The organism is Clostridioides sp. ZZV14-6009 (assembly GCF_020658095.1).
Classification (GTDB): domain Bacteria; phylum Bacillota; class Clostridia; order Peptostreptococcales; family Peptostreptococcaceae; genus Clostridioides.
Genome location: NZ_JAGWDG010000003.1, coordinates 201,686 through 214,942, shown reverse-complemented (window position 1 = coordinate 214,942; position 13,257 = coordinate 201,686). Strand labels below are relative to the sequence as shown.

Here is a 13,257-nt window from a genome sequence, read left to right as displayed (position 1 = left end):
TAAATGTAGAGGGTGTGATGAATTTTGAATTTAAGGTTTAAAGATAAGGTTGTTGTGATAACAGGAGCAGGGCAGGGGTTAGGAGCAGGATTTGCTTTAGATTTTGCTATCGAAGGAGCAATAGTAGTCTTAATTGGTAGAACCAAAAGCAAATTGGATAATGTTGCAGAACAAATCATTAAATCTGGAGGTAAAGCTTTTGTTTCAGTTTGTGATGTAAGTAAACCTAAAGATGTAGAAGTTTGTTTTAGTGAGGTAATAGATAAATTTGAGAGTGTAGATGTATTGATTAATAATGTTGCTCTCCATAAATCAGCTCCAGTAGTTGATACTACAATTGAAGATTGGGATGCTCAGATAAAGACTAATTTAAGTGGAACTTTTTATTGTACTAAGGCTGTCCTTAGAACAATGATTGATAAAAAGTATGGAAAAATAATAAATATTAGCTCTACAGCAGCAAAACACTTTTTTCCAGGCTTTGGAGCATATGCTGCTTCTAAAGGAGGAATGGTAAGTTTTACTCAAACATTATCTGAAGAAGTAAAAGAGTATGGAATCAATGTAAATGCGATATATTTAGGGATGACTAACACTGAATATACAAGAAAAAGATTTAACTATGATGATGCAGTTACGATACCGCTTGAAGAAATGTTGCAAGTGGAAGAAGTATCAAAAGTTGTAACTTTCTTAGCATCTGATGAAGCAAGTCCAATAATGGGAGCTGCAATTGATGTATGTGGTAAGAAAGCATAAAAATATATATTGAGAGGTATAAAGATGATAAGTTTAAACAAGAAAGCTATGGTGGTAGTGAGAGAGATAATAGAAGATGCAGAAGCATTGGGATGTGAAATTATTAAGATGGATTGTGGAGCAACTATAATTGATATGGGCTTAAATTGTAGTGGAAGCTGGAAAGCAGGTGTTTTATTTACTAGGGCTTCTATAGGTGACCTAGGAACAGTGTCATTAGGAGATTTTAAATTAAATGATGAATATTCTTTCTCAGCAGTTGAAGTATTTATAGATAAACCATTGATTGCATGTATGGGTTCACAGATTGCTGGATGGAAACTTGGAGAAGGTGAATTTGCAACTATTGGGTCAGGACCAGCAAGAGCTTTAGCAAGAGTTGAATCAGACTGGTATTTTGAAATGACTCCATATAAAGATACTTATCATGAGGCAGTTTTATGTATCCAAGATATAAAATATCCCAATAATGAAACAGTCTTAGAGGTTGCAAATGCTTGTAAAGTAAAACCAGAAGACACATATATATTAATTTCACCAAGTACATGTATTGTAGCATCAATGCAAGTATCAGCAAGAATCATTGAGCAAGTATGTCATAAGATGTTTGAAAAAAACTTTGATGCAGGTCAAATTGTACTTGCGAGAGGAAAAGCACCAATAGCACCTATAGTAAAAGATGAACTTAAGACTATGGGAAGAATAAATGATGCATTGATTTATGGTAGTGAAACTGAGTTTTGGGTAGATTCAACTGATACTGCCATTGCAAAGACTATACACCAGTTAGCAGGGAAAACGTCATCTCCAAATTATGGGGAATTGTTTGAAGATGTATTTGTGAAGGCAGGAAGAGACTTTTTCTATGTAGACCATGATGTACATTCAATAGGCAAAATACAAATACATAATATAAACACTGGAAAATCATTTTCGGCAGGAGAAATAAATTATTCAGTACTCGAAAAAAGTTTCTTAAAATAAACAATTTAAAAATTTATTGATTCAGGGGGAGATAAGATGGCATTAGGTAAGTTAAGATTAGAAAAATTATACCGTGACATGGTTATGATTCGAAGATTTGAAGAAGTAATAGAAATATATGCTGCCAATGGAACAATACCAGGATTTGTTCATTTAAGTATAGGGCAAGAGGCTTGTCAAGCAGGTATAGTTGATGCACTTAGAAAAACAGATTATAAATTTCCAGACCATAGAGGTCATGGAACTATAGCACTTTGTGGTACTGACCCAAAACTTGTAATGGCAGAAATTTTTGCTAAGGCTACAGGGATAAATGGTGGTAGAGGCGGTTCAATGCATATAAATGATATTGAATGTAGAAATATGGGATTTAATGGAATACAAGGTTCAACTATGGTAACTTGTCTTGGTACAGCTTTTGCATCTGTGTATAAAGAAACAGATGATGTTACAGCAGTATTTCTAGGAGATGGAACTTTAGGAGAAGGAGCTTGCCACGAAAGTCTTAATATGGCAGCAACATGGAAGCTTCCTATAATATATTGCCTACTTAATAATCAATATGCTATATCTACACACTATACAGATTCACATCCTCAAAAAGAGTTAAAAACTTGGGGTGAGGGATATGAGATTCCAAGTTTTAGGGTAGATGGAAATGATGTAGAAGCAGTAATTGAGATAGTGGAAATAGCAGCAGATAGGGCAAGAAAAGGTGAAGGTCCAACTTTAATAGAGTTTCTTACTTATCGTTGGCAAGGTCATTTTGCAGGAGACCCAGCAGCATATAGACCAGAAGAAGAAGTTAAGTATTGGAAAGATAGGGACCCAATAAAATTAACTAGAAAGATACTTATTGAAAGAGAAGGCATGTCAGATGAATCACTTAAGCAAATAGAAGAAGAAATAGAGGCTGATGTTCAAGAAATGCTGAGATTCTCATTGGAGAGTCCATCACCAGATATTAAAGATGCAGTTACACACACATATGTTGATAGAGAGGTGGAGATAAGATAATGGGAAGAAAACTTTCATATGGAATGGCAATAAATGAAGCACTTCATCAAGCTATGGAAAATGATGATAGAGTTTTTATACTAGGTGAAGATGTAGCTAAAATGGGTGGAGATTTTGGAATTACCAAAGGAATAATGGCTAAATGGCCAAATCGAATAAAAGATACAGCGTTATCAGAATCAGCTATATTAGGATTATCAAATGGTGCAGCACTTTGTGGGTTAAGACCAGTTCCAGAGATAATGTTTGCAGATTTTTTGGGAGTTTGTTTTGACCAACTTGTAAATAATGCAGCAAAATTAAATTTTATGTTCCAAGGAAAAGCACATTGTCCAATTACTGTTCGTGCTGTACAGGGAGGTGGTATACGCTGTGCATATCATCATTCAGTTTGTGCAGAGTCATGGTTTATGAACACTCCTGGACTTGTAGTAGTTTCACCAACAACACCTTATGAAGCTAAAGGGATGTTGCTTTCAGCTATAAAAAACGATAATCCTGTATTATTTTTAGAACATAAGATGCTATACAATGTCAAAGGGGAAGTGCCAGTTGAGCCATATGAGATTCCTCTATATGAAGCTGAGATTGAGAAAACTGGAAGTGATATTACTATAGTAGCTACTCAAATGATGTTAGGATTAGCACATAAAGCAGCAAGTCAACTTGAAAAAGAAGGGATTGATGTAGAGATAATCGACCTTAGAACTGTATTTCCTTATGATAAAAAAACTATAGTAGAGTCAGTTGCGAAAACTAGTCGATTGGTTATTGCTCAAGAAGGTCCAAGAGTTGGAGGATGGGCAGCTGAAATATCTGCAATGATAAATGAAGATGTATTTGAGTACCTAAGTGCACCGATAAAAAGAGTTACATCAATTGATGCTCCAGTAGCATATGCACCAGTTTTAGAAGATTTTGTTTTACCAAAATTAGAAAATCTAATTAAGGCTTGTAAGGAAGTTATGCAATATTAGTCAGGGGAGGATAAACAATGATTACAGAGGTTAAGATGCCTAAGTTTGGTCTTTCTATGGAGGAAGGAACAATTGGCACATGGTTGATTGAAGAAGGAAGCGTAGTAAATAAGGGTGATGAAATTTTAGAAGTTGAAACTGATAAGATTACTAATACTGTTGAAGCGCCAGAAAGTGGGGTATTGAGAAAAATATTTTTTGAAGAGGGCGATATTGCTAATTGTGGAGAACTAATTTGTATAATTGCAGAAGCTAATGAAGATATTAGTGGATTTGATTTGATAGATAAAACTGATAATGAAAAAGAGGCAGATATTTTAAATTTAGAAAATACAACTAAGGCAAAAGGTTTAAATATAGAGAAAAGAATAACTCCGAGAGCTAAAAAAATAGCTGAGGAAAAAGGAATTAACTATTCAAATATAGAGGGAACAGGAATACATGGTGCAATAACAATTGATGATTTGAAAAATTTTATGAACAGTAATTCAGTAGAAGAAGTTATGAAAGTCAATAAAAATAAAGTAGTAGAAAAAGAAGTACGGCAAGAAGTTACTCCTATTTCTCACGTTAATAACATTAAGGTAAATATAGGGGAAAATGATTTGGTAACTAAGATGACACCAATGCAAAATGTAATAGCAAAAAAAATGCATGAGAGTTTGTTGACAACAGCTCAAACTACAATTGCCACTGAATTAGAAATTACTAGCTTATCAAAAATATATAAAGGATTGAAAGAAAAGTATAAAAAAGTAGGAGTTAAATTAAGTTATACAGCTCTTATAATAAAGGCTGTAGCTGAAGCTCTTGAAAATCATCCTAAACTTAGAACGCAAATAGTTGATGAAAATCATTTTAAAATAAGTAACGAAATTAATATAGGTGTAGCTGTAGACATTCCAAATGGCTTGGTGGTACCTATAATAAAAAATGCAAATTTAAAAGATTTAAAAACAATATGTATTGAACTAAGTGATTTAAGTGAAAGAGCTAAAAATAACAAGTTAAATTCTGATGAAATGAGTAATGGAACTATCACTATAACTAACTTAGGGATGTTTGGAATAACATACTTTACCCCAGTGTTAAATACACCAGAAAGTGCAATTTTAGGTATTGGAAGTATAATAGAAAAAGTTCTTGTAAAAGATGGTGCATTTTATGCTGGTTTAATAATGAATATGAGTTTAACTCATGACCATAGAGTAGTAGACGGAGCACCTGGAGCACGTTTTCTTCAAGAAGTTACACAAAATCTTTTGGATTTTAGATGGATGTAATTAAAATATATGTAAAATAATTTTATAGTACACCAGTAATCTGACAGATAGTTTGTTATGCGTTTCTCGAAAGATTTTTTCTCTCCAAACTATCTGTCAAAATCAAGACATAGCAAAAAATTATATGGAGGTTACTGCATGAGAAAAGTAGATTTGATAATTAAAAACGCTTATCTAATTTCAATGAATAATGAGAGGGAAATACTAAATGATGCTTGTATAATAATTGAAAAGAACAAGATAATTGATATAGGAAAGACGAATTTACTAGAAGAATACATCTCTGAAAAAATTATAGATGCTAGAGGTAAATTTGTTTTACCTGGATTTATAAATACTCATTCTCATCTATTTCAGACTTTGTTAAAGGGATTAGGAAGAGATAAACTGTTGTTAGACTGGCTTGATAGCTCTGTTAGAAGGGCTATACATAAAATAGATGAAGAATGTTGCTATTATGCAGCCTTAACAGGATGTATAGAAGCAATTAGAACAGGCACAACTACTATACTTGACTATATGTACTGCCATGGAAAAGAAGGGCTTGATGATAGCATAATTCAAGCATTTGAAGACTTAGGAATAAGAGGAATACTTGGTAGAGGGTTTACAGACACAAGTAAATTTCCAAAAGAATTTGGCTGTACTTATCATGATACAGAACAAAAGTTTTTTGATGATGTTAGAAGATTAGAGAAAAAATATAGAGACCACTCGAGAATAAGTTTAGCATTAGCTCCTGGAATTATATGGGATAACACAGAAGAAGGATACAAAGAAATGAGAAATATAGCCAATGAGCTTCATATTCCAATAACTATGCATTTACTTGAAACTGAGGACGATGATAAATACTGTTTAGAAGATAGAGGTATGAAGACTGTACCATATCTTGAAAAAGTAGGAATTTTAGGACCTGACTTTATTGCAGTTCACTGCATACAAATGTCAGATGAAGACATAGAACTATTTAAAAAATATGATGTTAAAATATCTCATAATCCAGTATCTAATATGGTTTTAGCGGCAGGAGTAGCACCAATTCCAAAGCTTATTGAAAATGGATTAACTATAAGTTTAGCTTGCGATGGTTCAGCGAGTAATGATACTCAAAATATGTTAGAAGTAATGAAAATGACTACATTATTACAAAAAGTTACTCATAGAGATGCAAAGCTTTTACCTTCGTCAAGTGTGCTGGAAATGGCAACACTTGGAGGAGCAAAATCCATAAATAAATTAGACTGCTTAGGGTCAATAGAGATAGGAAAAAATGCTGATATTATAATTTATAATCCATATAAAAGTGCAATTTCTATACCAGTTCACGACCCAATTAGTTCATTAATATATTCATCTACTCCAAATAATATAGAAACTTCTATTATAGATGGAAAAGTAGTTATGGATAATAACAAGATAGTTAATATAGATGAAGAAAAAGTAATATATGAAACTCAAAAAATATCAAGTAAGTTAATAGAGGATGTTGGTCTAGGAAATGTACAATGGGGAAAAAGAATTTATGGATTGTAAAAAATACTTGGGAGAGGGCGGTCAAAGTATGAATAAGCTTGAGTTTTTCAACATACCAAAAAATAATTTAAAAATAAATGTATTAAATAGAAATGAAAAGATATTAGACACTATAAAAGAAGAATCTAATGAAAATGTCTGTATACCAGATGCTTTAGAGTATTATACGGAGTTGTTTTTTCCAAAATCAAAAGATAAAAGACCATATATATTTTCATCTATGGTGCTTTCATCCGATGGAAAAATGGCATATGAAGACAATAAAGCAGGACCTTTAATTGGAAAAAATAATTTTGTTGATCCAGATGGAGCCTTGGCAGATTTTTGGGTTTTAAATGTTCTAAGAGCATATTCAGATGCTGTGATTATAGGGGCTAGAACGTTGCAAAATGAACCTGGGATAACATGTCATGTATTTGATGAAAGTTTGACACAGCAAAGAAAAGACTATTTAAATAAAAAATATCAGCCATGTGGAGTAGTAGTTTCTTTTGATGCTACAGATATTCCATTTGACCATTATACATTTAGAGTTGATAAGAGTCAGGAATATAAAATGGTTATAGCTACATCTCCAAATGGTTGGGATTATATAAAAGAAAATTCTCCTTTAAAACACAGATGTATAGGAAGCTTTAATTCAATTAAGGATGTTGATGATTATAAATTTGAAGAATTATACAAAGATTTTGATGTTTGTCCTGTAATTGTAACTGGTAAAGATAGTACTCCAGACTCTAAGATATTACTTTATGTACTTAAAAGTCTAGGGATAGAAAAAATGTGTATAGAATCTCCTTCATATTGTACTCATCTAATTGAAAATGAATTATTAGACGAATATTTTATGAATTATTCTATGGTATTTGTTGGTGGAAAAATGACTCCAGGTTGTACAACAGCTTATAGCTACTTAGAACATCCACATTCGGAATTATTGACAGTAGGAATGCATAGAAATAATTTTATTTTTACACGTCAGAAACTTTGCTATGGTATTAAAAATCAAGTAGATTTAACAAGCTATAAATATTGATACTAAAATTTTAATTATAGATATTAATATCTATAACTTAAAAGGAGGAAAAATAAATATGAACACTGATTTAATCGTAATTGGTGGTGGCCCAGGTGGGTATGTTGCAGCGATTCGAGGAGCTCAATTGGGGTTAAAAGTTGTAATTGTAGAAAAAAATGAATTTGGAGGTACTTGCCTAAATACAGGTTGTATTCCTACAAAAACACTATTTAAAGATGCACAGGTTTTAAATTATTTTAATCATGCTGAAGAATATGGGATAAAAGTTGATAAATACAAATTAGACTTGGAAAATGTGCAGAAAAGAAAGAAACATATAGTTAAGACATTAACTAGTGGTGTAAAAGGATTATTAAAAGCAAATAAAGTGACTGTAGAAAAGGGGGAAGCAAAGTTAATAGGTAAGGATTCTGTAGAAATAAAATTAGATGATGGTTCAAAGAAGATAATTAAAGGAAAAAATATTTTGATTGCATCTGGTTCAAAATCTTCTAAGCCTCCTATTAAAGGAATTGATTTAGAGGGAGTAATAACAAGTAAAGAAGCTTTAGAAGTAACTAATTTGCCTCAGAAAGTAGTAATAATTGGAGGAGGAGTTATAGGAATTGAGTTTGCAGGAATTTTAAATGAATTTGGTTCAGATGTAACTATAGTTGAGTTCTTGGATAATATAATTCCTATGGTTGATAATGAGGTATCTAATAGATTAACTAAACTACTTAATAAAAGGGGGATTAAAATACTACTTTCATCAAAAGTAGAAGAAATATTTAAGAGTGATAAAGAACTAGTAGTAGATATAAATAAGAATGGAGAAAAAACAAAGATTGCTTGTAATAATGTACTTGTATCTACAGGAAGAGAGTTAGATGTAGAAGGACTAAATCTAGATAATTTAGGCATCAAATATGATAAAAAGGGAATAAAAGTTGATGAAAATTACTGTACGTCTGTACCAGGTATTTATGCAATTGGAGATGTGATTGGAGGAATAATGCTTGCACATGTTGCATCTGAAGAAGGCAAAGTAGCTGTTGAACGAATTGTAGGGGAAAAAACAAGTGTAGATTATGATTTAGTACCAAATTCCATTTTTACTTTTCCAGAGGTATCTACAGTTGGATTGTCTGAAGAAGAAGCCAAAAATAAAAACTTAGACTATGTCGTTAGCAAATTTCAGTTTTCTGGCAATGGAAAGGCTCTTACAATGAATGATTCAGATGGTATGGTTAAGGTAATTGCTTCAAAAGATAAGACTACAATATATGGTGTTCATATCATAGGGCCCAATGCTAGTGATTTAATTCATGAAGCTGTAATTGCGATGAAAGCAATGTTGACAGTTGAAGAAGTTGCCAGTACTATGCATGGACATCCAACTTTACCAGAAGCTTTTGCAGAAGCTACTATGGGAATAGTAGGTAAAGCAATACACATACCTCCTGTTAGAAAGTAAAATTATAAGAAGTAAATAAAAAGTAATTATATGTAAGAGCATTATGTTGAAAGTATTTAAATAAAAAATCATTTGAATAAAAAAGTAGTCAAATATTAAAGAGGGAAGTATATAATATGAAATTAAAATCATTTGAAAGACCTTTATTTATTGAAGAACTAACTTTTAGGATAAATACTGAATTAATAGAAAAGTACTTACAATTAGATTATGAGATTTGGGTTAAAGGTCTAGAATTATTAGAAGGATTTGCTGGTTCTGAGATATGGATTAGTGAAAGTAATCCAGAAGAAATAACATCAATAATATATTGGACAGATTATAAGTACTATAAAAATATTGATAAAGACTGGCTAAGTGATAGAAAGAAAAGAATGTCTGAATTAATGGGAGAAGGAAATTTAGAGTTTGTAAGAGCAGAGCATGATGTCAATAAAAAGTATAAGCTTAGAGAATATAAATAATAAGATTAAGTGCACTGAACAACTATACATAAATAATACTTTAGTTAAAATAAATATCATTTAAGTTAAGAATTAACTAGATTAAGATGTGTATAGCTCAAAATTAATTGTTAATAAATTCATGGTCGTAAAGAAAAATAAAATTTATGGGAGGATTTATTTTATGAAAGAGCACGATACATCAAAATTTCATCTAGAGGGAAAACCGCCTTTAAAAGAAGCTTTACCTTTAGGATTACAGCATTTTGTTTCAATGATAGCTGGTAATATGGTTCCAGCTATGCTTATATCGAATATAGTAGGGCTTGATAAACAGATGTCAACTATGCTTATGCAAGGTGCTATGTTGGTAGCTGGAATAGCAACTTTACTACAATTGTACTCAATACCACTATTTAAAGGGCATAGGCTGGGTTCAAAGCTTCCTGTAATAATGGGAACAAATTACGTATTTTTAGGAGCCTGTCTTTCAGTGGCTGGCAAATACGGACTTAAAGCTCTTTTTGGAGCTCAAATTGGAGGAGCAATAGTAGTGTTTTTTATAGCCTTTGGAATTAAGAAGATAAGACATTTATTTACTCCAATTATAGCAGGTACAATGATTGCTTGTATGGGTATTAGTCTATTTCCAACTGCTGTAAAAAATTTAGCTGGGGGAGAAGGCTCAGCCACATTTGGAGAACCTATAAATTTTGCAATAGGGCTTATAGTTGTTATAGCTATAATTTTGCTTATGAAATTTGGCAAGGGTTTGGTTCAAGATGCTGCAATTTTAATAGGTATAATATTTGGTTATTTAGTGTCACTTGCATTTGGATTGGTTGATTTTTCTGCAATTCAAGGGACACCAATATTTTCTTTTCCAAAACCATTGGCATTTGGTCTAGAGTTTAGACTTGATTTAATATTAATGTTTGCCATTTTATTTATGGTAGCTATAGCTGATATGATGGGAGCAGCAACAATTGCTACAATGGGAGCTATGAATAGAGAGGTTACAGATAAAGAATTAGAGTCTGCTACAATGGGAAATGCATTAACATCTATAATTGCATCTGTATTTAGTTCAATACCAACAGGAGTATTTGGTCAAAATGCTGCAATCGTAGCTATAAATAAAGTTACTAGTAGATTTGTATTGTCAATTACAGGAGTAGTATTAATTTTAGTTGGATTTTCACCATTATTGGGAGCAATCATAACGACTATACCTTCATGCATAATAGGAGGGGTCACTTTAATCGTATTTTCATCAATTGCTATGGCTGGTTATGATATGATAAGTCAATGTGGATTTACGTCAGATAACAATCTTATAGCAGGAGTTTCAATTACTTTAAGTATAGGTATAACTTCAGTTCCTCAGACTTTGGAAAAGTTTCCAGAGATTATTAGAACTTTAGTTGGAAATTCTTGTATAGTATCAGTATTTATTGTAGCGATGATAATTAAATATATATTATCAATAAAATCGAATAAGTCTAATGATATAAAAATAGAGGCTTAAATTAAAATTTGTGGGAGGTATAGAGTTATGGCTAAGATACTAGGAATATGTGGAAGTCCAAGAAAAGGAGCAACTGAATATGCAATACTACAAGCTTTAGAGGAAGCTAAAGAAATACCAGGTATAGAAGTTGACTTTTGGACTGTAAGAGGAAAAAATATAGGTCCATGTATACATTGTGATGCTTGTATGAGAAAAGCAGAAAAATGTACTATACAAGATGATATGGGCGAACTAGAGAAAAAATTGCTAGAAGCAGATGGATTTATAATAGGTTCTCCTGTTTATGATATGGGAATAACTGCTCAATTGACTGCTGTGTTAAATAGATTAAGACATATGTATTTAGTACATGGATGTAATTTGCAAAATAAAGTAGGAGCTGCTATAACTACTGGTGGAACTAGATATGGTGGACAAGAAATGGCCAGATTACCAATAATAAATTTCTTTTTAATGCATGAGGTATTGGTAACAGGAGGACTTATTGGAGGATACACTGGTGCTAGTATTTGGAGTAAAGATGCAAAGGAACAAGGTGCAAAAGATGACGAAGTAGGCATGAATACCATAAAAAGACTTGGGAGAGGTCTAGCTGAAGCTGTTAAAATATCTAAATATGGTCTTGAAAAGTGGAATATTGAAAAAGAAGAATTAGGAATAACAAGTGAAACTGAAAAAAGTCCTGTAAAAGACCACTAAAATTTATATTGCCCATACGTAAAATTTAATTAGCCCCTCTTAATATATGAGACAACCCATCATAAATATTAAGAGGGGTAATTTTGTATTTAAAATTATTTGTAATAAAATAAGATATATTAATAAATATGATAGAATATATATTATAAATTAAATTTTATAAATATAAGGGGGGAACTTTGAGTTCTTATAAATTTCTTATGTTATAAGGGCCAATATTTTATGCGGGAGTTATTAAATGTAACACTTATAATAGTACTTGTTTTAATAAATGCATTTTTTGTAGCTTGTGAATTTGCTATGGTAAAGCTTCGTAGTTCTAGGATAGATACTATGATGGCTGAAGGTAATAATAATGCTAAAAGATGTAAAATAATAAAAGATAATCTAAATTCCTATCTTTCTGCATGTCAACTTGGGATAACACTTTGTTCGCTTGCACTAGGGTGGATGGGAGAATCTACAGTTAAAGAGTTAATATTGCCAATAATAAGTATATTTAATCTTAGTGAAAGTGTTATATATACAATATCAATTTCTATTTCCTTTTTAATTATAACAATGGTAGAAGTTGTAATAGGGGAGCTTGTTCCTAAAGCCTTAGCACTTTATAATACAGAGAGAATAATGCTAAGTACATCTTTTTTGCTGATTGGATTTTATAAATTGACATACCCAATAATATACTTTTTCAATCTAAGTACTGATTTATTTCTTAAACCATTTGGATATTCACAAGCTGATGAAGTTGATGAACCACATACAGGTGATGAAATAAGATTATTAGTGGAAGAAAGTTATAAAAGCGGGCTTATAGATGAATCAGAGCAAAGATTAGTTGACAATATTTTTGAATTTGAAGAAAAGAAAATTAGAGAAATAATGGTACCTAGAACTGATATGGTCTGTATATATGAAAGTGACTCAGAGGAAAAGATATTATCTATTTTGAGAGATGAAGGTGTTACTAGGTATCCAGTATGTAAGAAAAATAAGGATGATATATTAGGATTTGTACATATAAGAGATTTGTATAATCAAAAAATAAGCAGAAATAAAATTGAACTAGGAGAAATGCTTAGAGATATTATATATATATCAGAAAATTGGACTATAGATAAGGCTCTTGAGAAATTAAGAAAAGAAAAGCTCCAACTTGCTATAGTGGTAGATGAATATGGTGGCACATCTGGTGTAGTAACAATTGAAGATATACTGGAAGAGATAGTTGGAGAAATTCAAGATGAATTTGATAAAGAAGAAACTCATATTAAGAAAATAGGAACAAGTTCTTACTTGGTTGATGGAACTGAATCAATCAATGATATTAATAAGTATTTTGGTCTTGATATAGAGCATGATGGATTTGATAGTATAGGAGGTTGGATATCCTATATGCTTGGTTCAAACATTAAAGTAAATCAAAGTGTAACTTTTGAAAATTACAATTTCACTATATTAGAATTGGATAAATTGAGGGTTGTAAAATTAATCATAAAAAGTGTAATATAATTATATCAAAAAATATTGGAG

Annotated in this window: 12 protein-coding genes; all 12 read left to right on the top strand. The window is 31.5% G+C overall.

The window, feature by feature from the left end; translation table 11 throughout:
- The first annotated feature begins 24 nt into the window (after positions 1-24).
- The 12 genes from KGF36_RS07010 (at position 25) to KGF36_RS06955 (ending at position 13,236) form a co-directional block, all read left to right on the top strand.
- Positions 25-759 carry an SDR family NAD(P)-dependent oxidoreductase gene (locus KGF36_RS07010; RefSeq protein WP_227827648.1) on the top strand — a complete coding sequence of 245 codons (735 nt, stop codon included), beginning with the start codon at positions 25-27 and terminating at the stop codon, positions 757-759.
- Positions 760-783: 24 nt separating this feature from the next.
- Positions 784-1,743, top strand: coding sequence for a methenyltetrahydromethanopterin cyclohydrolase (gene mch / locus KGF36_RS07005; protein WP_227827647.1), 960 nt, complete (start codon positions 784-786; stop codon positions 1,741-1,743).
- Positions 1,744-1,779: 36 nt separating this feature from the next.
- Positions 1,780-2,760 carry a thiamine pyrophosphate-dependent dehydrogenase E1 component subunit alpha gene (locus tag KGF36_RS07000; protein ID WP_227827646.1) on the top strand — a complete coding sequence of 327 codons (981 nt, stop codon included), beginning with the start codon at positions 1,780-1,782 and terminating at the stop codon, positions 2,758-2,760.
- Positions 2,760-3,737: an alpha-ketoacid dehydrogenase subunit beta gene (locus tag KGF36_RS06995; RefSeq protein ID WP_227827645.1), complete on the top strand. Its 978-nt coding sequence runs from the start codon at positions 2,760-2,762 to the stop codon at positions 3,735-3,737. Before KGF36_RS07000 ends, KGF36_RS06995 begins: the two co-directional genes overlap by 1 nt.
- 17 nt (positions 3,738-3,754) lie before the next feature.
- Positions 3,755-5,020, top strand: coding sequence for a dihydrolipoamide acetyltransferase family protein (locus KGF36_RS06990; protein WP_227842550.1), 1,266 nt, complete (start codon positions 3,755-3,757; stop codon positions 5,018-5,020).
- Positions 5,021-5,158: 138 nt separating this feature from the next.
- The gene (locus KGF36_RS06985; protein ID WP_227827643.1) at positions 5,159-6,556 is read left to right on the top strand and encodes an amidohydrolase family protein; all 1,398 of its coding nucleotides are present in this window, start codon (positions 5,159-5,161) and stop codon (positions 6,554-6,556) included.
- Positions 6,546-7,592 (top strand): dihydrofolate reductase family protein, encoded by a 1,047-nt coding sequence (locus KGF36_RS06980; RefSeq protein ID WP_227850230.1) that lies wholly within the window; start codon positions 6,546-6,548, stop codon positions 7,590-7,592. Before KGF36_RS06985 ends, KGF36_RS06980 begins: the two co-directional genes overlap by 11 nt.
- A gap of 58 nt (positions 7,593-7,650) precedes the next feature.
- A complete protein-coding gene (gene lpdA, locus KGF36_RS06975; protein ID WP_227854646.1) occupies positions 7,651-9,051 on the top strand; it encodes a dihydrolipoyl dehydrogenase in 1,401 nt (466 codons plus the stop codon).
- Positions 9,052-9,167: 116 nt separating this feature from the next.
- Positions 9,168-9,515: a TIGR03792 family protein gene (locus tag KGF36_RS06970; RefSeq protein ID WP_227827640.1), complete on the top strand. Its 348-nt coding sequence runs from the start codon at positions 9,168-9,170 to the stop codon at positions 9,513-9,515.
- A gap of 163 nt (positions 9,516-9,678) precedes the next feature.
- The gene (locus KGF36_RS06965; protein WP_227827639.1) at positions 9,679-11,022 is read left to right on the top strand and encodes a uracil-xanthine permease family protein; all 1,344 of its coding nucleotides are present in this window, start codon (positions 9,679-9,681) and stop codon (positions 11,020-11,022) included.
- 27 nt (positions 11,023-11,049) lie between these two features.
- Positions 11,050-11,724, top strand: coding sequence for a flavodoxin family protein (locus KGF36_RS06960; RefSeq protein ID WP_227827638.1), 675 nt, complete (start codon positions 11,050-11,052; stop codon positions 11,722-11,724).
- 222 nt (positions 11,725-11,946) lie between these two features.
- Complete coding sequence (locus KGF36_RS06955) at positions 11,947-13,236, top strand: hemolysin family protein (RefSeq protein ID WP_227827637.1); 1,290 nt, start codon at positions 11,947-11,949, stop codon at positions 13,234-13,236.
- The last annotated feature ends 21 nt before the right edge of the window (positions 13,237-13,257 follow it).